The organism is Pelotomaculum sp. FP, from assembly GCF_004369245.1.
In the GTDB taxonomy this organism is placed as follows: Bacteria; Bacillota; Desulfotomaculia; order Desulfotomaculales; family Pelotomaculaceae; genus Pelotomaculum_C; species Pelotomaculum_C schinkii.
The window spans coordinates 1-23,394 of sequence record NZ_QFGB01000035.1 but is presented as its reverse complement, the minus strand read 5'-3'; the positions used below and the strand labels follow the sequence as shown (position 1 = coordinate 23,394).

Genomic DNA, 23,394 nt, shown 5'->3' with positions numbered 1-23,394 from the left:
GCAACAGCAATGGTAAGTAAAATAATCTTTGCATCGGGGGGAGAAAAACGGAAGTATATTTGTTTCTGGCAGGTATTGCGGTCGGGGGTATTGTGGTCTGGTTGAGCCTGCGTCTCAAAATCACTGCAGCTTATAACAAAGCCAAGGCTGAGGCGGGGACTGAGCAGGAAATATTACTGGAACGGCTCCAGTCCAGAGAGCTGCAAATCAATGAATTAAAAGGTGAAGTGGAGAAGCAAAAAAACGCCTATCTGCAAGAAACCAGGGCCGTTACCAGGCTTTCCACGCAGCTTGCGGAGGAGCGTAAGTCTGCGGAGGAAAAGTTAGCCATCCTGGACGAGGCCCGGCAAAAATTATCCGACGCCTTTAAAGCGCTGTCAAGCGATGCTTTAAAAAGTAACAACCAGTCTTTTTTGGAACTGGCCAGGACAACCCTGGAGAAATACCAGGATAATGCGAAAAGTGATTTGGCAGCCAGGCAGAAGGCCGTTGATGACCTGGTAAAGCCATTAAAGGAGTCTCTTGAAAAGGTGGACGGCAAAATCCAGGAAATTGAAAAGTCCCGGGAAAATGCTTACGCCACGCTGACTGAACAGGTCAGGTCGCTGGCCGGCACACAGGTCCAGCTCCAGGCTGAGACCGCCAATCTGGTTAAAGCCTTGCGGGCGCCTAGCGTAAGGGGCCGCTGGGGTGAAATACAGCTCAAACGGGTGGTTGAGATGGCCGGCATGGTGGAATACTGCGATTTTGTTCAGCAGGAATCCTCGACTACTGAACACGGCCGCCTGCGCCCGGATATGTTAATCAAGCTGCCCAACAGCAAAAACATAGTGGTTGATTCCAAGGCCCCGTTGCAGGCCTACCTGGAGGCGCTGGATTGTCAGGACGATGCTGCCAGGGTGACCAAGCTGAAAGACCATGCCAGGCAGATCAGGGTCCACCTGACGCAGCTTGCCGGTAAAGCCTACTGGGAGCAGTTTACTCCGACTCCAGAGTTTGCAGTTTTGTTTTTACCCGGCGAAACGTTTTTTAGCGCTGCGCTTGAACAGGACCCCTCTTTGATTGAGTTTGGTGTGGAGCAGCGGGTAATTTTAGCCACTCCAACCACGCTGATTGCCTTATTAAGGGCTGTAGCCTATGGCTGGCGACAGGAGCTTATCGCTGAAAATGCCCAGGCTATCAGTGACCTGGGAAAGGTGTTGTACGAACGCGTCCGGAACCTGGCCGGGCATTTCGCCGACCTGAAAAAAGGCCTGGACCGCTCAGTAGAGGCATATAACAAAGCGGTGGGCTCCATGGAAGGAAGAGTGCTGGTTACTGCCCGTAAATTTAAAGAACTGGGGGCTTCCACCGGGGCTGAAATTGACACCCTGGAGGTAATTGATAAGACAACCCGCCAGATCCACGCCCCTGATCTGCTGACACCCGGGGAAGGGAATAACCGGGATAACGGATTATGTAAAAACTAATGCATTTCGGGTTATATTAGTCGTTCAAAGCGGTGAGGAATGAAGGGGGGGTTCGCAGCCCTAATAGTGTGGAAATTTAACGTAATTCGACACGGATTATTAAGGAAAAAATAAAAAGGAGTGAAGTTTTGTGACATTACTTGACCTCATGAAAAATAGGTACAGCGTGCGGGCCTACAAGCCGGAGCCGGTAGAGAAGGCAAAACTGGAGTACGTACTCGAAGCGGCGAGGTTGGCTCCCACTGCAGCCAACCGCCAGCCCTTCCAGTTTATTATTTTCGAAACCGCCGGTCGCAAGAAGGAATTGGAGCGGATTTACACAAGGCCCTTTTTCACCCAGGCGCCCCTGGTGATTTGTGTCTGTGCCGTGCGCTCGCAGGCCTGGACCCGCAGGCAGGACAACGCCAATTACGGTCATGTTGACGCCGCCATCGCTATGGATCACCTGATCCTGGCGGCGGCTGAACAGGGGTTGGGTACCTGCTGGATAGCGGCCTTTGACCCTGTAGCAACACAGGAAATCTTGGGGCTGCCTGATGGTGTGGAGCCGGTAGCGCTGACACCACTGGGCTACCCGGCCGACGCCCCGGGTGCAAAAACCCGCAAGCCGCTGTCCGGGCTGGTACGGTATGGTCGCTGGTAAACCGGAAACGAGGCCAGTTAAGAGAATACTTAGAGAATTTAGAACCAGTCAAAAGGGTCTTCTTCGTATTCCTCTTCCTCGATAATCCTGATATAACCCTGGGCAGCCTCTTCGGTTGCCTCTTTATTTATTACTTCTTCATTAAATCCTTTCGGATCTTTTTCTTCCGGCAAGTTGACCACCTCCGGTTATATTTTGCTCGGTGACAGGCCGTGTTTATTCCATCCAGCTAAGCCAGTCCGATCCTGTCGCCGCATGGAAAGACACGGGAGTTTGATTTGTTCGCTTTACTTAGCGACCTGTAAAACCCGGTATGCTAATACTACCGCCGGGCCATACTAGCATAAAACTTGGGAGGTGGCCGATATGCAGTTAACGCCCGGTGAACGATCAGTCCTGTCTTATTTTCCAACCAGCAACAAAGCCCGGCAAGCGGTGGACGACCTTAAGGCCGCGGGTATCAACGAGGTGCAGCTGGACCGCGTATCCCGCTTCGGCGACAACAACGACGCAACTTTCAATAATCCCATCAACCGTGCCAATACGGTAACCGGACCGACTTTGTTTTCCAAAGACAACTTCTCTGAGGACCCCGCTAAGAGAGTCCTTATGGGCGCGGATCCTTCCGCGAGCGGCTATGGCTGTGATGATTACGGTATGGCGGGAGGCAAGGCCTTCATGGTCGCGGTCGTGACCAACGAGGATAAGCTGGACCAGGCTGTGCAGATCATTAAAAAGCATGATGGGATGGTATAATCGATAGCATCGACAATTATACCACAAGAGTTAAATTATGAGCCCTTGACAAATTTCTACCCTGAAAACAAATGTTCGGCATGCGAAGTAATTCCCAAGCAAATGTGGGTACAAATTCATTCGCACAGACCCCATAGAAATGCATCATACATAAGGACCAGCAGATGGGTTCCGCAATGACTGAATAAGTGAATAACTTGGTACCCGGCGCCAATTTTGCAACTAACGAATCAAATAGGTTGCCAGTTGAGGTAAAAGGGTAGGTAAACTTGTAATTTTAGCTTATATTGGATACAATGGTAAGGTATAAAAGCGGAGAAAATAACCTGGCAAGTGATTGGGGGTCTTATTTTGAAACGTGTGGTCAGCGTCAGCCTGGGTTCGTCCAGGCGGGACCACAAAGTTGTGACTGAACTTTTGGGAGAGAGCTTTGAGATTGCCCGGGTGGGTACGGACGGCGACTTTAACCGTGCCCTGGAATTGCTGCAGGAACTCGACGGCAAGGTCGACGCCATCGGCCTGGGCGGCATTGACGTTTACCTTTTTGTGAAAGAGAAACGCTACGCCGTCAAGGACGGCTTGCGGCTGATGGAAGCTGTTAAAACGACCCCGGTAGTGGACGGCAGCGGCCTCAAAAACACCCTGGAAAGGGAAGTGGTGCGCATCCTCGCCGGGGAAACCGGCCTGTTGAAGAAAGGCGCCAAAGTACTGATGGTCAGTTCCGTGGACCGCTTCGGCATGGCCGAGGCGATGGCTGAGATAGGCTGCGATATGACCTTCGGCGACCTGATTTTTGCCGCCGGCATCCCATACCCGATCCACACCATGCATGAGCTCGAGGAAATTGCCAACCGGCTTCTACCTGAATTTACGAAAATGCCCTTCCATATGCTTTACCCCACCGGTAAAAAGCAGGATACGCAGGATGACGCCAAGGTCGAAAAATTTGCCGGCTATTACCTGGGCGCTGAAGTTATCGCCGGGGATTTTCACCTGATCCGGCGCTTCATGCCGGCGGGCCTGAAAGGGCAGACCATTCTCACCAATACCACCACGCGGGACGATATCGACTTCCTGAAATCAAAGGGGGCGGGCGCCCTGGTGACCACCACCCCGGAGTATGGAGGCAGGTCCTTCGGGACCAATGTCATGGAAGCGGCCCTGTTGGCTGTACTGGGTAAACCCTGGGAAGAAATCACCCCGCAAGAATACCTTAACCTGCTGCACAGGCTGAATTTCAAGCCCCGCATATTGAGTTTGTTGTAAAATTTAGGGGTCTGGCTGCTTGTTGCCCAGAGCGAAGGAGGTTTGTGAATATGGCTACTCATGATGAATTAACGGAAAGCCTCAGGGTTTTTACGGACAGTTATAATAAAAACGAGCGATTGAAAGTAATGAACCGGGACTGGAACCGCGTGGTCGTGGTCAAGGCCAACGATATTGAATCCCTGCACACATTAACCGTGCAGGACGGAGTTGTTTCGATACGGGAAGGGGCATCTGACCAGCCTGACCTCACGGTCATTTCCGACAGTGAAACGCTGGCTGATATGTTTTATGGGGATATTACGCCAACCGAACCTTATAACAACGGTACCCTGCGTATCATGGGCTCCGAAGACGATATTGTCAGGCTTGATTTCATCTCCCTGATGATCTGGGGTGAATAGTTTGCAGTTAAAAAGGGTGCTGACGCTGCGCACCATAGTCGCTACCAGTGCTGGCCTGTGCTTGGCCAGTTCGTCTTTTGTAGCGGCCACAATGGTAGCAAATTATGTTTTAGGAGATACTGCCTGGATTGCCATTTTGATTGGCGGGGCGCTTTGTTTTCTGGCGGCAGCCTGTTTTTCCGAGTTGAACGGAATTTTGCCTACAGCAGCCGGCATACGCCTGTATTTTAGCCGCGCCTTCAACGACCAGGTCTCGATTGCTGTATCATTGGTTTATATGCTCATCGTGGTGCTCGGGGTCGTAGGGGTGGAAAGCTATATCCTGTCCAGAGTATTGAATGAAGCTTTTCCTGCCATACCGCCCTATGCCTGGATTGTCGTGATGCTCTCGCTGGTCACCGCAATGAACCTTAGGGGAATTAAGCTTGCAGGTGTATTCCAGGATGTGGTGACTTACAGTCTGCTCGCCGTCCTGGTTTTTATCGGCGTCTTTGCCTTGTATAAGAATGGCTTTCAATTAGAAGCTCCCTTGTCGCCTGGTGGCGCTGTGGGGGTAGTGCAAGCCGTTGCGGTGGGTGTGTTCCTCTTCGTGGGTTTCGAATGGGTAACGCCGCTGGTCGAAGAAGTCACCCAGGTCAAGCAGATTTCCAGGGGCATGATGATTGCGCTGGGGGTATTAAGTGTAGTTTACGCCATATTTACAGTGGCCATGACCGCTGTTGTACCCAAAGAGGCGCTGCTCGCCGCTCCTGCTCCCCAGCTGTTATTTGCCCGGACCATTCTGGGGGACTTTGGCGCTTCCTTGATGAGCGCTGTTATCCTGGCAACCTCCTTGAAAACGTTTAACGCCGGTATCATCAGCGTTTCCCGCTTTATGTATTCCTCCGCCAGGGAACATGTCCTGCCGGCTATTTTCAGCCGGGTCAGCACGCGCTATTTTACCCCCTGGGTGTCCATCTTGGCCCTTTTTGCTATCGGACTGACTGTATCCGCGGTGACTCTGGCTACCAACCGCTACATGGCGCTGGTTAATCTGGCGGCAGCCGTGACATCCATCGTCTATGCGCTGGTAGGTCTGGCTGTAATCAGCCTGCGCCGCCGCATGCCTGAAGAGCCACGCCCCTATCTGATCCCCTACGGGTATCTGATACCGGTACTTACCACACTAGTTTTTGCATTTTTAGCCGTGGCCCTCCTGGCCTCCAATCTGTGGGTGCTGGCTTATCTGTCTGTCTCCCTGATGGTTTGCCTCGTCTACGTGAATACAGCCGTGCCCTACCTGAAAAAGAAACACCAGGCCCGCAGGCCGTCTGCAAGGCGACGTCCATCCCGTACCGCGGAGGGAGTGGAGGGAAAATAGCCGAAGATTCTCTAAAAACCTGATATTAGTTCGAACCAAATGATATTTTGCAGGGTCTAACCATATGAGGGTTGAAGTTGCAGGATTAGCCAAGCTTCAACAGCATATGGTTTTTTTGTTTTTCCTCTGGCAGCTAAATATTATTATTGTAAAAAAATTTGCCCAGACAAGAGGAATGCTGGGTGATTATGTAGAAATTTAAGGTTAACTATCTTAACTAATTAACCGGTTTTAAGCGGAGGTATTATTACTTATGAAACTCAAGACACCATCTTGTCTTTTATCAATATTAATAGGACTGGCCTTTCTGGTTGGAGCTCTCCTTTCTGGCACAAACCCGGCGGGGGCCGCTGGAGAAACCGCTGTAGTGGCGGGTAGTTCAGTCAACGTGCGAAACGGACCCGGTACCAGCTACGGAGTCATCGCCCAGGCTAATCTGGGTGACCAGCTAACTGTCCTGGGCCAATCAACCGACTGGTATAACGTTGGCCTGAGCAACGGCGGGCAGGGGTGGGTAGCCGGCTGGCTGGTTGATATCCAGCGACCCGGGGCTGCTGCGGCAAGCGCCGGGCAGGTAGCCGTATTGAACGGCAATGGTATTAATGTCAGGGAAGGGCCTGGCACCAGTTACGGGGTAATTACGCAGGGCGGGAGCGGAGAGCGTTTCCCTGTCCTGGAAAGCAGCGGCGATTGGGTCAAAATTCAGTTGAGTTCGGGTACCGGTTGGGTGGCCGGATGGCTGGTCAGCCTTGAAACCGCACAGCCCGCGGTTTCCCAACCGGCTGTCGCCGGGCCGGCGCCGTCCACAGCGGTCGGCGGGTCAAAAGTGGCTGTGGTCAGCGGCAGTGTGGTCAATGTCCGCAGCGGCCCTGGTACATCCAACGCGGTGGTCGGCACGGTTACGCAGGGGAACAGCCTGCCGGTATTAAGCCAGTCGAGCGACTGGCTCCAGGTCAGTCTGCCGACCGGCGGGAACGGTTGGGTGGCCGGATGGCTGGTGGCGCTTAAGGACGTTGTATCGGCGCCCGTACAGCCTGCGACCGGACAAACTGACGGCAGTGAAGTATCCAGGGGTGGCGACAGGCCAGACGATAGTGGCGACAGTGACGATGACAATGATAGCGATGATAGCAATGATAGCGACACCGGCAAGGTGCTGTCAATGAATGTGCAGAAAACAGCTTCCGACCAGACCACCTTCACTATTAAGACTGATACTCCGGTTAGCTACAACTCCTTTTTCCTGAGGAACCCTGACCGGCTGGTTGTAGATATTGAGGGGGTTGCCCCCGGAGATCTCCCTCAAACGAAAGATGTGTCTTCTAAAACAGTCAGCAAGGTGAGGTCAGGGTATTTTCAAAAAAATCCCGATGTGACCAGGCTGGTGTTTGAACTGTGCAGCGGGGTTCAGTATGAGGTCTCACTTTCCAGCAACAACAAGACGCTAACTGTCGAGACTTACATCCCCAAGCTGGACGGAGCCTATAAAAACAAGATCATTGTGCTCGACCCGGGGCATGGCGGCCCCGATCCCGGCGCTATCGGGCCGAGCGGCATCCAGGAAAAGGCCGTTACGCTTGATATCGCCAAGCGAGTGTCCAAGCTGCTGGAAGCACAGGGAGCCAAGGTCATCATGGCCAGGAGCGCTGATATGGATGTCAGCCTGGCTGCCCGGACCGACATCGCCAATAAAAACAAGGCCGACATATTTGTCAGCATCCATATCAACGCTCACACGGACCCGTCCATAGGCGGCACCACCTCCTATATATATAGTGGTACCGGCAGTTCCAGTGAAGCGCCCAGGCTGCCAGAAAGCAATAAGCTGGCGCGCTCCATCCAGACTGAGATGGTCAAGTCCCTGAGGCTGCGTGACATCGGTGTCAAACAAGCCAACTTTGCGGTATTGCGTACCTCCAATATGCCGGCAGTGTTGCTGGAACTGGCGTTTATTTCTAACCAGGCGGAAGAAAAACTGCTCAAAACCGACAGCTTCAAGAATAAGGCGGCTGAAGCCATCGTCAAGGGTATTGGTACTTATTTTATGCAGAAAAGAACAGCTTAGACACCCTATATTGTTATCGATAGCGCCAGTTGAAGAATAAACTAATCGATGTGGGTAATGACGCGTGGGATTCAGCTAAGACCTATACTGCATTTGTCTGGGGTTATGTGCAAAAGAATTTGCATGAACCGGACACTTATTTTATCAGGGAACCGGTCTTTTCCGCTTTCAGGCGGGGCAGGCCGGTTATTTTTTTGAAAAAAAGAGGAACACAGCCTTTTGTCCGTGAATATTAAAAAAGGCCTGGCTTTTTATCTATATTTTGGATCCAACAACTAAAGGATAATCCGACAGCATTACTACAGTCAAGCGGGGGCATAATGATAGGAAATTGCCTAAAGCCGCGTATACATCCTTAACTGTTGCATAAGAATGGGGCTGAGAGCTTGCCTAAGGTTGGAATAACCACGACCGTCCCGGTGGAAATAATCTATGCGGCCGGTTGGGTTCCCGTGGATTTAAACAACGTCTTTATAACTGATAAAAACCCCCAGGCGCTGGTGGAGGAAGCCGAACTGGCCGGCTATCCCCGCAACCTTTGCGCCTGGATCAAGGGTATTTACAGCACTGTCTTAAACAATACGGATATCGGGACCATCATCGCTGTTACACAGGGCGACTGCAGCAATACCCACGCCCTCATGGAGACCTTGCAGTTGGCCGGTTTGGAAGTCGTGCCGTTTGCCTATCCCTATGACCGGGATCCCGACATGCTGCGCCTGCAGATGGAAAAGATGATGTCACGCTTTGGCGTATCCTGGGATCAGGTCCATGAACAGAAGGAGCGCCTGGATTTTGTCAGGAGCAAGGTATGGGAAATTGACCGGTTGACCTGGCAGGAAAACCTTGTGGGCGGTTGGGATAACCATATCTACCAGGTAAGCTGCAGTGATTTCAACGGGGAGCCTGAGAAATTTGCAGATGAGGCGTCGGTTTTTCTGGAAAAGGCGCGATCACAACCACCACGGCAGGGGGAGCTCCGCCTGGGCTATATCGGTGTTCCGCCAATCGTCGGTGAATTGTATGGTTACCTGGAAGAACGAGGCGCGCGCGTGGTCTACAATGAGACCCAGAGGCAGTTCACCATGCCCTTCGCTACCCTTGACATAGTCGAGCAGTACCAGCTTTACACCTATCCCTACGGTATTTTCTTCCGTCTCGAAGAAATCCGGCGCGAAGCGGACAGAAGGAGGCTGGACGGGATTATCCACTACGCCCAGAGCTTCTGCTTCCGCCAAATTGAAGACCTGATTATCAGGCAGAAGCTTGACCTGCCTGTTTTGACCCTGGAGGGCGACAAGCCTGCCCGCCTGGACGCGCGCACGCGCTTGCGCCTGGATGTCTTTCTCGATATGTTGAGGTGATCCCTGGTGTTTATCGGTCTTGACCTCGGCAGCCGCAGTGTGAAACTGGCGCTGCTGGAGGACGATTTGTTCGTGCGGCTGGATAAGTTTGATACAATGCGGTTTTATCGTGAGCATGGCAAAAGGGAAGACGGTCGTCTGGTCATCGACGCCGACGGTTTAGCCTTATCCGGCGAAAGACCAACCATAACTGCCACCGGCTACGGGCGTCAGGCAGTCAACGTAAAGGGCGCGCGGATTATTCCGGAAATCAAGGCCCACGTACTTGGCGCCGCCTACTTGACCGGACTGTCCGATTTTACCCTGCTGGACTTGGGAGGCCAGGACAGCAAGGTAGCCCTGGTGCGGCAGGGGCGCATGATTGATTTTTTGACCAACGATAAATGCGCCGCCAGCACCGGCCGCTACTTGGAGAATATGGCCGCGGCATTGAATATAAGTTTGGAGGAATTGAGCCGGCATCGCCGTGACCCGGCGGAACTCACCTCCACCTGCGCTGTTTTTGGAGAAAGCGAACTAATCGGTTTCGTGGTCGACGGCTATTCCACCGCCAGCCTGGCTGCCGGCGTAAATTACAGCATATTTAAAAGGATCAAGCCCATGCTGGTCAAACTCTCCAGTGAAATTATAGTATTTACAGGAGGGGTGGCCCATAACGGCGCGCTTGTTGAAATCATCAGGGAGGAACTGGGCATGGAAGTGGTCGTCCCTGAACACCCGCAGTACGCCGGGGCGGTGGGCTGCTGTGTCGACGCTGCCGCAAGCAGGAGCAGCAAAAAATAACCTCGCGGGGGGAGACTGTGGAAATCATTATCCTGGGCTGTTGGGCGCCTTATCCCAAGGGAGGAGGCGCCTGCTCCGGCTACCTGCTCCGCGCGGGCGGGCTGAACATATTACTGGAGGCAGGCAATGGGAGCTTGAGCAGGTTGAGGGAATTTATGGACTTCAGACTGCTGGACGGCGTGATTATCACCCACCTGCACCACGACCACTATCTGGACCTCTTTCCGTTGCGTCATGCGGTGGAAGGCGCCAGGCGGGAAGGTAAAAGATCCGGATCCGTCAGGCTGGTGGCGCCTTCTTTCCCGGAGCAGGCATATCAGGAGCTGGCATGCTATAAAGCTGCTTATGAGGTTACTTCAATTGAATCCCTGACCTGGGAAACTCTTGACAATGGTCTCCAGGCGCAAAGGCTTGATTGGGGCGGACTGGCGTTCCGCTTTGTTAGAGCCAGGCACTCTGTGCCCGCCTATTCCATAGCAGTGGAGGGGCCGGGCAAGTTCGTCTTTTCCGGTGACACGGCAAGGACTGAAGAGCTCGTAAAGCTGGCCGCCGGCGCCGACCTTTTCCTGTGTGAAGCAAGCGGACTGGATAGCGATGCGGAATATCTGCGCGACTCTCACCTGACTGCAAGACAAGCCGGTGAAATCGCCGGGCAGGCGGGGGTAAAACGTCTTGTACTGACCCACTTTTGGCCTGAGTATGAGCCTGCAGAACTGTGCCGGCAGGCTACCGGCGGTTTCGGCAAGCCGGCTCTGGCTGCTGTAGAAAAGGTAATTTATAAGGTATAATAGAAATCGATATAGTCTCGATATTGTTTCGAAATAGCAATTCTTTGGGATGGTTGAAGCGGCAGTGACAAGCGTATAAGGCTGTCCATGAAATATTTGACGATGTAATGTAAAAATAGGGAACCAATGAGGTGCGAATTCATTCGCACAAAAAAAGGAGAATATCATGCACAGAATTGATGGGAGAAAGCCGGACCAATTGCGACCGGTCCGTATAACCAGACAATACAATAAACACGCAGAAGGCTCGGTGCTGGTTGAAGTTGGGGACACCAGGGTGATCTGCACGGCGTCGGTCGAGGACAAACCGCCCCTTTTTCTCAGAGGAGCGGGGAAGGGCTGGGTCACTGCAGAGTACGGTATGCTGCCCCGCGCCACCGGGACCAGGACCGCCAGGGAAGCAGTCAGGGGAAAGATCGGCGGCCGCACTCATGAAATCCAGCGGCTGATCGGCCGCGCTCTGCGGTCGGTGATCGACCTGCCGGCGCTGGGAGAGCGCACGATCACTTTGGACTGTGATGTTATCCAGGCGGACGGGGGCACCAGAACCGCCTCGATCACCGGCGCTTTTGTAGCCCTGGTGGACGCGGTCAACAACCTTAGGGCGCAGGGTCTGATTAAGAAAATGCCGGTAAAGGACTTTATTGCCGCCACCAGCGTAGGGCGTTGTGCCGGGCAGGTTATACTGGACCTTTGTTACGAGGAGGACTCTGCCGCGGAGGTGGACATGAATATTGTCATGACCGGCGGCGGCCGCTTCGTCGAGGTGCAGGGCACCGGCGAGGAAGCGTCTTTTAGCCGCCAGGAAATAAACGAGATGATCGATTTAGCCCAACAGGGGATTGAATGGCTGATCAACTACCAGAAAGAAGTACTAGGGGCGGCCGCAAAAGGCATCGGGGAGGTTTAGATATTGAAAGTGGTTTTGGCAACCCGCAATGAGGGTAAAGTCCGGGAGATAGCAGATATACTGGCCCCGCACGGGTTCGAGGTGGTCTCCCTGCGTGAATTTCCGGAGCTCGGTGAAATCACCGAAGACGGCGCCACCTTCAGAGAAAACGCCATGATTAAAGCAACAGCGGTCTCCGGGCACACCGGCCTGCTGGCGCTGGCCGACGATTCCGGTCTGGAGGTCGACGCGCTGGACGGGGCGCCGGGAATCTACTCATCCCGTTTTGCCGGGGAGGAAAAAGACGACCAGGCTAATAACCGTAAACTGCTGGAACTGTTGTCAGACATTCCGGCTGAACGCAGGACCGCGCGCTTTCAATGTGTGGTCGCCATTGCCGAGCCGGATGGTTGGGTGCATATCGCCGAGGGTTCCTGCGAGGGGGTTATCGCGGAGGAGCCACGTGGTCAAAGGGGGTTTGGTTATGACCCGTTGTTTTATGTCCCGGCATATAATCGGACCTTTGCCGAACTGGACCCTTCTATTAAAAACAAAATAAGCCACCGGGCCAAGGCATTGGAGGGAGCGGTAGACATCCTGTCCGACCTCAAAAAAATGGCGGCGAGGAGTGAAGAGCTTGCGGGTGATAGTGTTTAGCGACAGCCACGGCCACCTGGCCAATGCCATCCGTGCTCTCAAAGAAGCGGGACCACTGGATTTAATCATACATGCCGGGGATTTTTACCCGGATGCTCTCAGGCTGGCCGCCGAAACTGCTTTGCCGGTCAAGGCGGTAAGGGGTAATTGTGACTTCCCTGATGAGAGACAGCTGGAGGAGGTCTTTGAACTGGCCGGGCACCGTTTCCTTTTACTGCACGGTCACACTTTTGTGTCAAAGTACCGGGTTGACAAACTGGTGCTCCGGGCGTTGGAGGCCGGCGCTGATATAGTTGTGTTCGGGCATAGCCACACCGCCGGGCTTACCAGGGAGGCCGGCGTGCTGCTGTTCAACCCGGGCAGCATCTCCAGACCACGCGACCATGACCGCCCCAGCTACGGTATCCTGGAGTTTGACGAGGACGGAGTCAGGCCGGCCATTTACCGCGTCTGAAATAAAAAGCTTGATGTCTGGAGTAAAATAACTTTGACGTGGGGCCGGTTTTTAGTTATAATGTTATATGCATCGATAAACAGCATGGATGTTTTCCCAAGCGGGTGTAGCTCAATGGTAGAGCGTCGGCCTTCCAAGCCGATTACGAGGGTTCGATTCCCTTCACCCGCTCCATATATGTCCCAGTAGCTCAGCTGGATAGAGCAACGGACTTCTAATCCGTAGGTCGGGGGTTCGAATCCCTCCTGGGACGCCAGAGAAAACCAGACGCCGCAAGGGATTGCGGCTTTTTAATTTCTAGAATAATTTTATAGAGAGGGGAATTTGGGAGCATTTTGGGAGCAAACTTTAAAAACACCACCAATAAAGACCCCTCTAAACAAAAAGAACAGGTTCTAAGCCTGCTCTTTTTTAACATCCTTTATGCCGTTGCCCTTCATGTTCTTGTAAACCTGCTCAAGCCGATCCGAGGCTTCCTTATCGGCACTCTTGAGGTAGTGCCCGTAAATATCATATGTAGTCCCGATGTTGGCATGTCCCAGACGGCCACTGACACTTTTGGCCGGCAGTCCTTGGTTAATCAACATTGTAGCTGCTGTATGCCGAAGGCCATGAAAAGAGAGCGGGGGTAGTATTTGGTTTTGTTTAATCCTTTCAAGACCGTCTTTCCCAATGAGTGTAGCAAGTGAATTTTCCAAGGTGGCTAATTTCTTTTTTGATGCCGCTGACTTATCGTTACTCAACTTCAGATACTGTTCTTTTAGGTCTATCAGCGTAACTAATTCCTCGGTGCTCAGTTTCTTCTCACAGCGTTTTATCTCAGCATTGAACGTTTCCTTGAGGTTACAGATTCTAACAAACTTTGGAAACCATGAGGTGACTGTATCCGGGTGCATTGGTCCGCCGTTCCAGGTCGTAAATATCCAGTTTGAATCCTTCTGCCACGCATCACCGACTTTTTCAAGCCGATATGCCGCCTGTTCTTTTTTTAGCTGCCGGAGTATATCAATTAAGAACTTTGGTAGCGATAAGAGTCTTACAGAAGTTTCATTCTTCGGCGCTTTTTGAAATATACCTTCACCGGGGAGGTACTGGCTGGCTTGTCTTACCATCAAGGTATTTTTGTTAAAGTCAATGTCAGGCCATTCGAGGCCCATTAATTCCCCGCGGCGGAGGCCGGTAAATAAAGCGAGATGAACAAGTGCCCGGTATTTCAATTCTTCCTCTTCCAGCAACTGCAGGAGTAATGCTGTTTGTCCTTCATCATAGCAGTTGATCTGCTTCTTTTGCACCTTAGGCGGTTTAACCCTGGATGCCGGATTAGAAGACACCACCTGCCATTCTACGGCACAGCTAAAAATACTTGAAATGACCCGATGGTGCTGCAAGATTGTTTTTGCTGATAACCCGCCTTTTTTTCCATCCTTTCGAATTCCATCCTCTTGCAGGTTTTTGTAAAACTCCATCAAGTGAAATGGTTTGATCTGTTCAAGCTTGAGGTGGCCCATGGCCGGCAGGATCCTGGTAATAAGTATATCTTTGTAACGAAAAAGAGTTTTTGGCGCTAGATTGGTTTCGGCGTAATCCCTTAGCCAACGCTCAACAAATCTTGAGAAGGTCAGTTTTGACGGTTCAATATATTCGCCTTTCTGGACCTCGGCCGAGAATAGGTCCAGTAACTTTGTAGCTTCCCGTTTGCTTTTGGCATCAACCATTTTCCTGTAAATAATTCGATTTCCCTCATCGTCCGATCCGCTTGGCACATTTAGGCGCCAGCGGCCTGGACTTCTTTCTTCAACCCAACCAGCCATTAGTTAGACCCCCTTTTTATTCTGACGTTGCCGTCTTTTCTTTTCCCTTTGTCTACACCTTTCCGAACAGAATCTCTCCCGAGGTGGTAAAACAATGTTTTTGCAGTCATCGGCTTCACAAGTTGTGACGTTCATATGTGCTATTTCTTGAAAAAACCATTGCATAAAAGCGGCCTGGAGTGCTCCATCAACAAGGAATCCCCATGTAATAAGTGGGGTTTTCGTTGATAAGGTGTGGGTATTATTGGGGACAAGCTTTATAGGCCGTAAACCATCCGTTACAGCATCAATGACGGCCTGCCATGTGGCCTCTAATAATTCAACATCATTTTGAGGGGTAACCCATAGCATCCTTGATCGCCTGGGATCGAACTTCGGTGAATACCTAATAGTGGGCTGTTCATTTATAGGTTGAATTAATTGTTGTGGTGGATCATCGGGGAATATGGGGAAGGTGACTTTCGCCATGTTCACAAAATAGATTATTTGTAAATCTTTACTTTCCCTCGGTGGCCCGAACATTTCCCATAAAGGTGCAAGCCTTTCTGTTTTGGCATGTTCCGTCATTACGGTGAGCACACGAAACCAATTAAGCCATGCCTGTACATCCTTAATAATTTCCCACTCCCCGCCAAATTGACGATCATCTGGTGTTTTTCCAATGCGTCCATATTGTTGGTAAAAATTATTAATTGACTCCCATTTCTGGTTCTCAAAATCAAAATACAGTTGACGGACTTCACGCCAAAAACGCGGATTTTCCTCAACAGGATTAGACTTTAAAAGATCTTTTGCATGCAGATCTATAGTCCCTCTATTGATAATAATTCCTTTTGCCTCAGCTATAGAAGCGCCTTTCCACTTGATTGGAACATAAACAACGTCCGCACAAATAGTCTTTAGTGGATTCATTATAGTCCCCCTCCTGTACCCCTCTGTTTTATCAATGTCCCCCCTGTGTACCCCCTTATTGTAACATAGATTTAAGAACAAAATCAAGGGGGGTAGGACAAGGGTGGTTTTAAGGCTTAAAAAGATTAGAGAAGAACGAGGACTGAGTTTAGTCAAACTTTGCCAGATGACTGGGATTGACCCGGGGAATTTAAGCAGAATCGAGCGGGGATATATCTTTCCTTATTCAGGATGGCGGAAGCGTCTGGCTGAAGCATTCAAGATGCCGGAAGAAGAACTTTTCCAGGAGGTGCAAAATTAATGCGCAGCGCAGAGCAGTTGAAAGAAGATGAACTGCCATTTCTTCGCGAGACGATCACAGCTGGTGAGGCCGCTCAATTGCTTGGAGTTTCAGAGTGGAGCGTGTATGACCTTGCCCGGCGGCACATAATTCCACACGTGAAGTTATCTCGTAGAGTACTGTTCAGACGGACAAGCCTCCTGTCATGGCTTGAAGCCCAGGAACAGGCCTCCGTGGCGCTTGCTCCAGAGCTGGTCGGCCAAATTCGTCGGCTTAAATAAAAACCCGGCTGGCGGGCCGGGCGGTGAGGAAAATTGAAATGGATCTTGCTTATTTTAACATAACTGAGCAATTGAAAACATTACCCATTGATGAAGTTTGGCGGCGCTATATTAACAATGACTTGCGCCGCTGTGGTAACCGGTGGATAACCCGTTGCCCCTGGCATGGTGGTCCTGATGGGGATCGGAATCCAAGTCTGGTTATCTATACCCATTCAAACAGATGGCATTGTTTTGGGTGTGGACAGGGCGGCAGCACCATTGACCTGGCGATGAAGGCCTTTAACATCGATTTCAAAGAAGCGGTCCAAATAATGGCTGCTGACTTCGGAATAATGATAATAGGCTCCACCCCAGAGGAGCGGGCTGAGGCCCGAAGGAAGGGCCTGTTTGCAAAGGCAAAAAGGGAGTTGGAAGCCCGCTTTAAGGTGAAGGAAGGTGAGGCCTATCAACGTCTTGCCAGTCTTTACCGGGCGGTAGACCAAACTCTGGCGGAAATAAAAACTGAGGAGGACCTGGAGCTTTTCGGCGGACTGTACCATATCGCCACGCCGCTTGAACACGTTTTGGAGGTGCTTAGGACCGGAACACCGGCAGAGCGGTTTGCCGTCCTGGGAGATAAGCAAGTAAGGCGGTGGTGCGGTTGGGCTTGACAGATGTAGTCCCTCCCGAGAAAATCCAGGCCTTACTTAAGGAAATTGAAGGACAGCAGGAAAGGTTCAACCTCACCGACCTGGGTAATGCCCGCCGCTTTATTGCCCAGCATGGGCGAGATGTTCGATATTGTTATGCCTGGGGCTGCTGGCTCCTGTGGGATGGTGTACGGTGGGTCAAGGATACTACCGGGGGGATCTATCGGCTGGCTAAGGATACCGTTGCTGGCATTTACATAGAGGCTGCAAACGCTATAGACAGCGAGGAACGGAAGGCCCTTGCTAAACATGCGGCCAGGTCTGAGAGTGAAGCAAGAATAAAGGCAATGGTTTCCTTGGCTGAGTCAGAGCCAGGGATCGCGGTAACCACTGACCAGTTGGACGGAAATCCCTGGCTATTGAACTGCCTCAACGGGACATTAAACCTTATTACAGGTGAGCTTAGATATCCCAGGAGAGAAGACCTGATTACCAAAATAGTGCCTGTTGAATATGACATTCATGCCGAGTGTCCAACGTGGATTTCCTTTCTGGATAAGATATTTCAAGGCACTACAGGCCTGGTAACCTTCTTACAGTTAGTTGCAGGCTATCTCTTGACAGGAAGCACACGGGAACAGGTTATGTTTTTTCTATATGGTGTTGGAGCAAATGGAAAGAGCACGCTTATAAATATTCTGCTGGCGTTGTTAGGTGACTATGCAATGCAAACGCCCACAGAAACGCTGATGCTGGCCGATAGGGGCGGGATACCCAATGACATAGCCAGGCTTAAAGGAGCCCGCTTTGTGGCAGCTGTGGAGGCCGGGGAAGGTCGCCGGATGGCAGAGGTATTGGTTAAACAGTTAACCGGTGGGGATACAATTACAGCTCGTTTCCTACATCAAGAATTCTTCGAGTTTAAACCACAATGTAAGATTTTTCTTTCGGCAAACCACAAGCCTGTTATTAAAGGTACCGATCATGCTATTTGGCGCAGGATTAGAATGATACCCTTCACTGTTACTATCCCGGAAAAAGAGCAGGACAAGCACTTGTTGGACAAGCTCAAAGCCGAACTGCCGGGAATCCTGAACTGGGCGGTAAAAGGGTGTCTAGCATGGCAGCAGTTAGGGCTCAAAACACCTGATGAAGTACTGGCGGCAACAGAAGGATACCGGGCGGAGATGGATGTAATAGCAGGTTTTATTGATGATTGTTGTCATGTTCACCCGGCGGTGTCTGTACAGGCTGGAGCTATCTATGGGGCTTATTGCCAATGGTGCCGAGAGAACGGGGAAGAGGCTCAGACGCAAAGGAAGTTTGGTATGGCTTTGAGTGAACGTGGTTTCCAGCGCGACCGTGGGACCGGCAACCGCAATATATGGAGAGGGATCGGCCTGGTGGATATACCTGGAAGCAAGTCATGGGTTCAAGATTAAAATTCCACAACATGGAAAATAGTTACCCAAAAAGTTACCCATTGACTAAAAGGCTGAAATCCCTGAAAGCCTTGAAAATACTGAATTTCTTGGGTATTCACAAAGCACAGAGTTACCCTTAGTTACCCTAATTTACACTTTTTTTTATAAATTTCTTTTCATATAGAAAAAACCTGAAAAATGGGTAACTATGGGTAACTAATGGCTCTCAAACCCTTGATAATACTGGATTTCTGAGATTGCTAAAGGGTAACTATGGGTAACTTGATTAAAACAATGGGTAACTAAAAGGGAATTAATGGGAGATAGAAAGCATTGGGTAAGACCTTCAAGGACAGTGCCCGCAAAAAGAACACCAAACCAATCAATGAGGACCGTTGCCTGGCATGTATTCGGACCTCCAAGGAAACCGGCAAGGTCTTTGACTTATAGGAAGTGTCAGGTCACGAAATAAAGTGGTAATTTATTTTCGACGGCTAGGACAAGGGAACCGCAGGGTAAAACATTGTGGGAGTGATTCTTGTGGTTGACATGAAATCATACAAACAAATCTTTTGCACCGTGGATGATTGCGTAAATAATAAGAACGGTGATTGCTTTAGTGATGATCTTATCCCGCTACTGATTGAGTATCGAGGATGCGGGAACTACGAACCAAGGGAACTGGAATTAAGAGTTATTCAGGGCGGCAGAAGGGTATTTGAACCCCGTGAGTGTAAAGGTAAAAGGGTACGAAATGACACAAAAAACGCAGTTTATTGAGATAAAATTGAGCAAATATGTGTTGTTTTTAACGGAAATTGAGATAAAAACCCTTCTATCTCTTAACCCTTCTTTGTGGGAGGAAGCCATAAGGAGAGGCAAAAGTATCAAGAGAGCAAGGGTTGGGCAGGCCAGGAATAACAAGGTACCAGGGAGCCCCATAGGCGTGGTTAAGGGGTAGGGGCTATATCATTTTCTGCCAGTCCTCAGCCCCAGACCGAGCGCCACCCTCGGAATTATTCTGTATGAAATTGGGAGATGTTAGCTACCATCTAAAAAATAAGGAGGTTATAACTATGAAAAAGAGTCAGAGGCAAATTGCGGAGGAAGCTTTAAAGGATGCAGAACGAGAATACCAGGAGGCGGAGGGGTTGCTTTCCCAGCGTCGTACAGAACTATCAAGTATCCGTGAAGAAATAAGAAACTTTCCTATTGCAGGTGACGGAGGCAGGCGGAGCTTGAATTACAAACCTGCCAGCGGATACAAGAAGCAGATGAGCGGAAACTACAACGTCTAAAGGATTGGTTAGTTGACCTGCAAGGTGTAGGCATTTAACACTACTCAAAGGGTGGTAAGGGGGGGTGGAAATCTCTACCATCCTTTGGCCCCAGACCGACTGTGCCCCACAGCGTAAACAAAACTAGGTAAAAACATTACTTTTTGAGGAGTCCGGTAATTATGGCAAAACTAAAACCACCTAAACACCTATCTTCAGCAGCTAGGAAGCTATGGAAAGAATTCATGGACGAATATGACCTATCTGATACGGCCGGCCTGACCCTCTTGAATCTTCTAACAACGGCATGGGATGAGGCGGAGTCCCTGGCCGATCAGGTTCGCAGAGAAGGCACAACCATTGTAAATCCCGCCAGCGGTGCCGCACACGTACACCCAGCACTTCAACAACTGAAAGAAAGCCGGGCAGTTGTTCTGCGGTGTATTCGGGCTTTGAATCTTGATGTTGAGCCACCCGGACCAGTCGGCCGGCCAGGAGGGAGATAAATGGCGACAGTTAAAAAGCGGATGCGAGCACGTAAAAGCGCGGGATTCACTGATGAGCACAGGATATTCCTTGAAACTGGTCACGACTTCTTTGGTGATTTAAAAGATATTGATCCAGACTTTGAAACCAACAGGAAACGCCAAGAGGCTGCCTGGAAGGAACACCGGAAGGAAATCATGGATAAATGTGCAGCAGAGAAGAGGGCTGGCTATCGGCCATGGGCATGGTGGCAATTCGATTGCAAAAAAGAGTTTCTGGAATTTGGTGAGAGGTCGGTGAATCTAGGTAATGGTGATGTTTTTAAATACATCCTTACGGAAACTAAGATTCAGTTACTCTACCGAATTGGCGAACTGCAGCCATGGGAGATTAAAGAGCTTACCAAGCAGGGGGCTAAGTTAATGCCAAATCTGTTAGTTCCGGAGGCTTAACAATATGGCTACAATCAAAAAACGCACCCGCTCCCGGAAACGTAGAAAACTCACTAATGACCAGTTTTGGAATCTCCGACTAAGAAGATCCGATGAACAGGATAAAGTTCGGCCTGCTTTTTCCTCTCCAGAGGAGCGCCGGCAAGCGTGGCTTGAACATAGAGATGATTTAATGGCGAAATGGAGCCATGAAGGACGTAGACCTGGCGCTTGGTGGACCTATGAGCACCCAAAACTTGAACGCTTACCGGATGAAGAAGACTGGGAGTATTTGATTAGGGCGGGGGAAGTTAGTCCTGAGGAATGGGAGAAAATTTTAACAAATTATCTATTCATTCTGGAAAATAGGTTTTCATGGTTAAGAATGGTTCAAAAATTAAGCCCTGATGAGTTCAAAAATGCCTGCCAGAATTTTAACAGGCAGGCAAAACTTCTTGGTGAACAAGCTTTAAAGAAATGGGAGGAACTATATAGCAAATTGTAGGGCAAGCGAAACCTTTTGAAGTAAAACGCTTGGAGGAACTACGGGAATTAACGGCAAATTACCTTTAACTGTTTTTCTTGTCGTATTAGGGAGAGGTGGTATCTCAAATGAATACATCCCAAGTAAAAGAAATACCTGTAAAGATTCAGGAATGGATTGCAACTTCTAAAAAAAATGAAGCTATGCTTTGTAATGCCGGTGAAAACCTTGTGATCGGCAAAATAACTGTAGAAGAATTTCGGGCAATTATAGTAGATCTTCTTGATTCACACCTCAATATGAAAGCCCAGCTTAAAGAATATATTGCCGACTCAAAAGGGGCAATTAAAAGGCAAGCCAAAAGCAGCTTGAGGGATTGTAAGGGGCTCATAAAAACCATAGAGAAATTAATATTTTTAATTGATCAAGGGGAGGTGTTTGAATAATGATTTTAAGTGCGGATTTACGTATTAGAGATGCGTTTTCAGGTACATTTTCTAAAGCATTTAAGGATACCACTCAGATACAATCCAAGCTGAAAATTATTGGTGCTATGACCGTCCGGCCTGTGGTTCGTCTCAAAGACGAAACCGTGGGGCAGATCAGCAAAATAAAGAATGGTCTTTTTTCACTGCAGGGAGCGGCAACCATGGCTCTTGGAGCCTTCGGAATCGGCAAGCTGGGCGAGGCCACTATTGGCGCGGCCGCTAAATCGGAATTGCAATTAAAGACAATGCAGGCAGTGCTTAAAGACCAGCAAAAAGCCCGTGAATACATGGCATGGACCATGCAAGAGTCAGCCGATACCATGTTCAATGACGTTGAAATGATGACTTCTGCATTGTCTTTGACGCCATATGCCCGTGAGAACATTTCTGATTTTAAAGAAATGATGCGAACAGCAGAAGTTCTTGCAAGTATAAACCCGGCTGAGGGCATGGCGGGCGGAGCGTTTGCCCTACGTGAGGCATTGTCTGGTGACTTTGTGTCCCTTCAGGAACGGTTTAATTTACCAAGGAGTGTAATTAACCAGCTTAAAGAAGGCAAGACAACCGCCAAAGAATACCTTCAAGTGGTTCAAAAGGCTGCTGAAAACCTGGGGTTTACTTATGAGACCGTTAAGGAGCAAGGGCGGACCTCAATCGGTCTATGGAACTCGATAACTGGAAATATAAATGCCATGTTTCGTAGTACCGGTGAAGGGATGCTTGAATCTATACAGCCAAGACTCCAGAAAATATCAGACTGGTTTGACAAGAACCAGGATACGGTTGCCGCATGGAAAAGCAGACTTGTGAGTCTTGGGCAGGAAACATTTGAGGGGATTCTGTCAAAGGGTGAATACTTTCTTGGGGGGTTAATGGCTAAATTCGATGACCCTGGGTTTCAAGAGCTGGATTGGCAGGGTAAATTATCGTCAATACTTGATGATGTCCAAACCGTAGTAGTCCCAAAAGCCGGTGAGGTAGCTAGTAAAATCGGAGCAGAGTTTGGCTCTAAATTTGCCAAAGGGGTTATATCAACCATCGAAAGCGATCGAAGGGTTGGTCTGCTGGTTGCTGCTTGGGCAGGCTTAAGCGTACCAGGACCGCCATGGGCGAAATTAGCCGCGTTTGGTGCTATAGCCATAACCCCGGAACTTAAAAATGCTGGTGCAGAATTCACAAATCCATTTACAGAATTTGAGAGTAGATGGCAAACAAGAAAAGAAGCAGGCGTTTTTGGGAGTGCCCCTGATAAAAACGAGGAACGCTGGAACAGTATAGGGGAAACCAGCACTCCAGAAGGAACATTGGGAGGAATTAAAAATAAAGGTTGGCAGGGACTCTTTGGGCATGCTTCAGGACTGCCCTACGTTCCTTATGATAATTACCCGGCTCTCTTGCACCGCGGAGAAAGAGTTATGACGGCGGCAGAAAATAGGCAATCCAAGACTAGGCCGTTTCAGTCAAATATCACGATTAATATTAATGGCTCGGATAAATCCCCGAGGGAAATTGCCAGGGAAGTAGTCAAAGAATTAGAAAGCGAATTGATTAAAACCGAGAGAAATATGCCTCTGGTCAGTATGGTGTATTAGTAAGGGAGGGGGTTATAACCCTCCCTTTAAAGAAGGGTCCTTTTAGGGGGATGGAAGAGATATGAGTGCTCCAACGGGAGTGTACCGGCTTCCGTGTAAATGGAATAATCTCACAAGTAATTGTACACACTAATAATGCTTTTACTCATGCGCAGGATAGGGCAACGCGGGAGCGCGACCCGAGCGGCGCTTGAGGTTTGGCGAGGCGGCGGATTCCGATGGAGACCGTCGCTTTTATCTGCCGTCTTGGAAAACCAAGCGATAAACTCCGGGGGTTCGGGGGCAGCGCCCCCGATCACGAAACCATTTTACCTTGCAGCCGGTCCTCAAAAAATATCATCAGTTGCCCAATTATAATGCCCCAATCGCGAATTGGCATACTCCATTTTTTGGAGATT

At 50.0% G+C, this 23,394-nt stretch carries 29 protein-coding genes and 2 tRNA genes; 28 read left to right on the top strand and 3 right to left on the bottom strand.

Going from position 1 to position 23,394, the window contains the following annotated elements:
* The first annotated feature begins 92 nt into the window (after positions 1–92).
* Both rmuC and Psfp_RS13630 read left to right on the top strand, forming a co-directional pair.
* Positions 93–1,469, top strand: coding sequence for a DNA recombination protein RmuC (gene rmuC, locus Psfp_RS13635; protein ID WP_243120646.1), 1,377 nt, complete (start codon positions 93–95; stop codon positions 1,467–1,469).
* A gap of 130 nt (positions 1,470–1,599) precedes the next feature.
* Positions 1,600–2,112 carry a nitroreductase family protein gene (locus tag Psfp_RS13630; RefSeq protein ID WP_134219088.1) on the top strand — a complete coding sequence of 171 codons (513 nt, stop codon included), beginning with the start codon at positions 1,600–1,602 and terminating at the stop codon, positions 2,110–2,112.
* A gap of 38 nt (positions 2,113–2,150) precedes the next feature.
* On the opposite strand, the gene Psfp_RS22530 is transcribed toward Psfp_RS13630, so the two are convergent.
* Positions 2,151–2,285 (bottom strand): hypothetical protein, encoded by a 135-nt coding sequence (locus tag Psfp_RS22530; RefSeq protein WP_282434343.1) that lies wholly within the window; start codon positions 2,283–2,285, stop codon positions 2,151–2,153.
* A 193-nt stretch (positions 2,286–2,478) separates the two neighbouring features.
* On the opposite strand from Psfp_RS22530, the gene Psfp_RS13625 reads away from it, so the two are divergent.
* The 15 genes from Psfp_RS13625 to Psfp_RS13565 all read left to right on the top strand — a co-directional run bounded on the left by Psfp_RS13625 (position 2,479) and on the right by Psfp_RS13565 (position 13,154).
* The gene (locus Psfp_RS13625; RefSeq protein ID WP_134219087.1) at positions 2,479–2,868 is read left to right on the top strand and encodes a hypothetical protein; all 390 of its coding nucleotides are present in this window, start codon (positions 2,479–2,481) and stop codon (positions 2,866–2,868) included.
* A 351-nt stretch (positions 2,869–3,219) separates the two neighbouring features.
* Positions 3,220–4,134: a quinate 5-dehydrogenase gene (locus Psfp_RS13620; RefSeq protein WP_134219086.1), complete on the top strand. Its 915-nt coding sequence runs from the start codon at positions 3,220–3,222 to the stop codon at positions 4,132–4,134.
* 50 nt (positions 4,135–4,184) lie between these two features.
* Positions 4,185–4,538: an alkyl sulfatase C-terminal domain-containing protein gene (locus Psfp_RS13615; RefSeq protein ID WP_134219085.1), complete on the top strand. Its 354-nt coding sequence runs from the start codon at positions 4,185–4,187 to the stop codon at positions 4,536–4,538.
* Between the two features lies 1 nt (position 4,539).
* Positions 4,540–5,898 carry an APC family permease gene (locus Psfp_RS13610; protein ID WP_134219084.1) on the top strand — a complete coding sequence of 453 codons (1,359 nt, stop codon included), beginning with the start codon at positions 4,540–4,542 and terminating at the stop codon, positions 5,896–5,898.
* A 64-nt stretch (positions 5,899–5,962) separates the two neighbouring features.
* Entirely contained in the window at positions 5,963–6,100 is a 138-nt protein-coding gene (locus Psfp_RS21750) for a hypothetical protein (RefSeq protein WP_192895431.1), read from the top strand.
* A gap of 51 nt (positions 6,101–6,151) precedes the next feature.
* Entirely contained in the window at positions 6,152–7,963 is a 1,812-nt protein-coding gene (locus Psfp_RS13605) for an N-acetylmuramoyl-L-alanine amidase (RefSeq protein ID WP_134219083.1), read from the top strand.
* A gap of 29 nt (positions 7,964–7,992) precedes the next feature.
* On the top strand, positions 7,993–8,199 hold the full coding sequence (locus tag Psfp_RS21330) for a hypothetical protein (RefSeq protein ID WP_153189534.1): 207 nt from the start codon (positions 7,993–7,995) through the stop codon (positions 8,197–8,199).
* A gap of 150 nt (positions 8,200–8,349) precedes the next feature.
* Positions 8,350–9,327 carry a 2-hydroxyacyl-CoA dehydratase gene (locus tag Psfp_RS13600; protein WP_134219082.1) on the top strand — a complete coding sequence of 326 codons (978 nt, stop codon included), beginning with the start codon at positions 8,350–8,352 and terminating at the stop codon, positions 9,325–9,327.
* A 6-nt stretch (positions 9,328–9,333) separates the two neighbouring features.
* A complete protein-coding gene (locus Psfp_RS13595) occupies positions 9,334–10,110 on the top strand; it encodes an acyl-CoA dehydratase activase (RefSeq protein ID WP_134219081.1) in 777 nt (258 codons plus the stop codon).
* Positions 10,111–10,127: 17 nt separating this feature from the next.
* Positions 10,128–10,898 (top strand): MBL fold metallo-hydrolase, encoded by a 771-nt coding sequence (locus Psfp_RS13590; protein ID WP_134219080.1) that lies wholly within the window; start codon positions 10,128–10,130, stop codon positions 10,896–10,898.
* A gap of 166 nt (positions 10,899–11,064) precedes the next feature.
* On the top strand, positions 11,065–11,808 hold the full coding sequence (rph, locus tag Psfp_RS13585) for a ribonuclease PH (protein ID WP_134219079.1): 744 nt from the start codon (positions 11,065–11,067) through the stop codon (positions 11,806–11,808).
* Between the two features lie 3 nt (positions 11,809–11,811).
* On the top strand, positions 11,812–12,444 hold the full coding sequence (locus Psfp_RS13580) for an XTP/dITP diphosphatase (protein ID WP_134219078.1): 633 nt from the start codon (positions 11,812–11,814) through the stop codon (positions 12,442–12,444).
* Entirely contained in the window at positions 12,431–12,898 is a 468-nt protein-coding gene (locus Psfp_RS13575; RefSeq protein ID WP_243120652.1) for a metallophosphoesterase, read from the top strand. Before Psfp_RS13580 ends, Psfp_RS13575 begins: the two co-directional genes overlap by 14 nt.
* 100 nt (positions 12,899–12,998) lie before the next feature.
* Positions 12,999–13,072: transfer RNA gene (locus Psfp_RS13570), tRNA-Gly, on the top strand.
* Positions 13,073–13,077: 5 nt separating this feature from the next.
* Positions 13,078–13,154: transfer RNA gene (locus Psfp_RS13565), tRNA-Arg, on the top strand.
* Between the two features lie 139 nt (positions 13,155–13,293).
* Here Psfp_RS13565 and Psfp_RS13560 read toward each other — a convergent pair.
* Both Psfp_RS13560 and Psfp_RS13555 read right to left on the bottom strand, forming a co-directional pair.
* On the bottom strand, positions 13,294–14,613 hold the full coding sequence (locus Psfp_RS13560; RefSeq protein ID WP_243120651.1) for a tyrosine-type recombinase/integrase: 1,320 nt from the start codon (positions 14,611–14,613) through the stop codon (positions 13,294–13,296).
* 99 nt (positions 14,614–14,712) lie between these two features.
* Positions 14,713–15,621 (bottom strand): hypothetical protein, encoded by a 909-nt coding sequence (locus Psfp_RS13555; RefSeq protein ID WP_134219076.1) that lies wholly within the window; start codon positions 15,619–15,621, stop codon positions 14,713–14,715.
* 103 nt (positions 15,622–15,724) lie between these two features.
* Here Psfp_RS13555 and Psfp_RS13550 point away from each other — a divergent pair, with 103 nt between their 5' ends.
* From Psfp_RS13550 to Psfp_RS13500, 11 genes are all read left to right on the top strand, one after another.
* The gene (locus tag Psfp_RS13550; protein ID WP_205079572.1) at positions 15,725–15,922 is read left to right on the top strand and encodes a helix-turn-helix transcriptional regulator; all 198 of its coding nucleotides are present in this window, start codon (positions 15,725–15,727) and stop codon (positions 15,920–15,922) included.
* Positions 15,922–16,182 (top strand): helix-turn-helix domain-containing protein, encoded by a 261-nt coding sequence (locus Psfp_RS13545; RefSeq protein WP_192895429.1) that lies wholly within the window; start codon positions 15,922–15,924, stop codon positions 16,180–16,182. The genes Psfp_RS13550 and Psfp_RS13545 overlap by 1 nt, the downstream gene beginning before the upstream one ends.
* A 23-nt stretch (positions 16,183–16,205) precedes the next feature.
* Positions 16,206–16,835 (top strand): CHC2 zinc finger domain-containing protein, encoded by a 630-nt coding sequence (locus Psfp_RS13540; protein WP_134219075.1) that lies wholly within the window; start codon positions 16,206–16,208, stop codon positions 16,833–16,835.
* On the top strand, positions 16,826–18,256 hold the full coding sequence (locus Psfp_RS13535) for a phage/plasmid primase, P4 family (RefSeq protein ID WP_192895428.1): 1,431 nt from the start codon (positions 16,826–16,828) through the stop codon (positions 18,254–18,256). Before Psfp_RS13540 ends, Psfp_RS13535 begins: the two co-directional genes overlap by 10 nt.
* Positions 18,257–18,965: 709 nt before the next feature.
* Entirely contained in the window at positions 18,966–19,199 is a 234-nt protein-coding gene (locus Psfp_RS13530) for a hypothetical protein (RefSeq protein ID WP_134219073.1), read from the top strand.
* Positions 19,200–19,314: 115 nt separating this feature from the next.
* Positions 19,315–19,536 carry a hypothetical protein gene (locus tag Psfp_RS13525; RefSeq protein WP_134219072.1) on the top strand — a complete coding sequence of 74 codons (222 nt, stop codon included), beginning with the start codon at positions 19,315–19,317 and terminating at the stop codon, positions 19,534–19,536.
* Between the two features lie 161 nt (positions 19,537–19,697).
* Positions 19,698–20,021 (top strand): hypothetical protein, encoded by a 324-nt coding sequence (locus Psfp_RS13520; protein WP_134219071.1) that lies wholly within the window; start codon positions 19,698–19,700, stop codon positions 20,019–20,021.
* Positions 20,022–20,453 (top strand): hypothetical protein, encoded by a 432-nt coding sequence (locus Psfp_RS13515; RefSeq protein WP_134219070.1) that lies wholly within the window; start codon positions 20,022–20,024, stop codon positions 20,451–20,453. It begins immediately after the preceding gene.
* A 4-nt stretch (positions 20,454–20,457) separates the two neighbouring features.
* Entirely contained in the window at positions 20,458–20,937 is a 480-nt protein-coding gene (locus Psfp_RS13510; protein WP_134219069.1) for a hypothetical protein, read from the top strand.
* A 107-nt stretch (positions 20,938–21,044) separates the two neighbouring features.
* On the top strand, positions 21,045–21,362 hold the full coding sequence (locus Psfp_RS13505; RefSeq protein WP_134219068.1) for a hypothetical protein: 318 nt from the start codon (positions 21,045–21,047) through the stop codon (positions 21,360–21,362).
* Positions 21,362–22,996, top strand: coding sequence for a hypothetical protein (locus Psfp_RS13500; RefSeq protein ID WP_134219067.1), 1,635 nt, complete (start codon positions 21,362–21,364; stop codon positions 22,994–22,996). Before Psfp_RS13505 ends, Psfp_RS13500 begins: the two co-directional genes overlap by 1 nt.
* Positions 22,997–23,394: the final 398 nt, after the last annotated feature.

Excerpts from the sequence above, each read along its gene's own strand:
- Psfp_RS13625 (WP_134219087.1), top strand. The coding sequence starts at position 2,479 with ATGCAGTTAACGCCCGGTGAACGATCAGTCCTGTCTTATTTTCCAACC.
- Psfp_RS13615 (WP_134219085.1), top strand. The coding sequence starts at position 4,185 with ATGGCTACTCATGATGAATTAACGGAAAGCCTCAGGGTTTTTACGGAC.
- Psfp_RS21750 (WP_192895431.1), top strand. The coding sequence starts at position 5,963 with ATGAGGGTTGAAGTTGCAGGATTAGCCAAGCTTCAACAGCATATGGTT.
- Psfp_RS13605 (WP_134219083.1), top strand. The coding sequence starts at position 6,152 with ATGAAACTCAAGACACCATCTTGTCTTTTATCAATATTAATAGGACTG.
- rph (WP_134219079.1), top strand. The coding sequence starts at position 11,065 with ATGCACAGAATTGATGGGAGAAAGCCGGACCAATTGCGACCGGTCCGT.
- Psfp_RS13560 (WP_243120651.1), bottom strand. The coding sequence starts at position 14,613 with ATGGTTGATGCCAAAAGCAAACGGGAAGCTACAAAGTTACTGGACCTA.
- Psfp_RS13555 (WP_134219076.1), bottom strand. The coding sequence starts at position 15,621 with ATGAATCCACTAAAGACTATTTGTGCGGACGTTGTTTATGTTCCAATC.
- Psfp_RS13545 (WP_192895429.1), top strand. The coding sequence starts at position 15,922 with ATGCGCAGCGCAGAGCAGTTGAAAGAAGATGAACTGCCATTTCTTCGC.
- Psfp_RS13525 (WP_134219072.1), top strand. The coding sequence starts at position 19,315 with ATGAAAAAGAGTCAGAGGCAAATTGCGGAGGAAGCTTTAAAGGATGCA.
- Psfp_RS13520 (WP_134219071.1), top strand. The coding sequence starts at position 19,698 with ATGGCAAAACTAAAACCACCTAAACACCTATCTTCAGCAGCTAGGAAG.
- Psfp_RS13515 (WP_134219070.1), top strand. The coding sequence starts at position 20,022 with ATGGCGACAGTTAAAAAGCGGATGCGAGCACGTAAAAGCGCGGGATTC.
- Psfp_RS13510 (WP_134219069.1), top strand. The coding sequence starts at position 20,458 with ATGGCTACAATCAAAAAACGCACCCGCTCCCGGAAACGTAGAAAACTC.
- Psfp_RS13505 (WP_134219068.1), top strand. The coding sequence starts at position 21,045 with ATGAATACATCCCAAGTAAAAGAAATACCTGTAAAGATTCAGGAATGG.
- Psfp_RS13500 (WP_134219067.1), top strand. The coding sequence starts at position 21,362 with ATGATTTTAAGTGCGGATTTACGTATTAGAGATGCGTTTTCAGGTACA.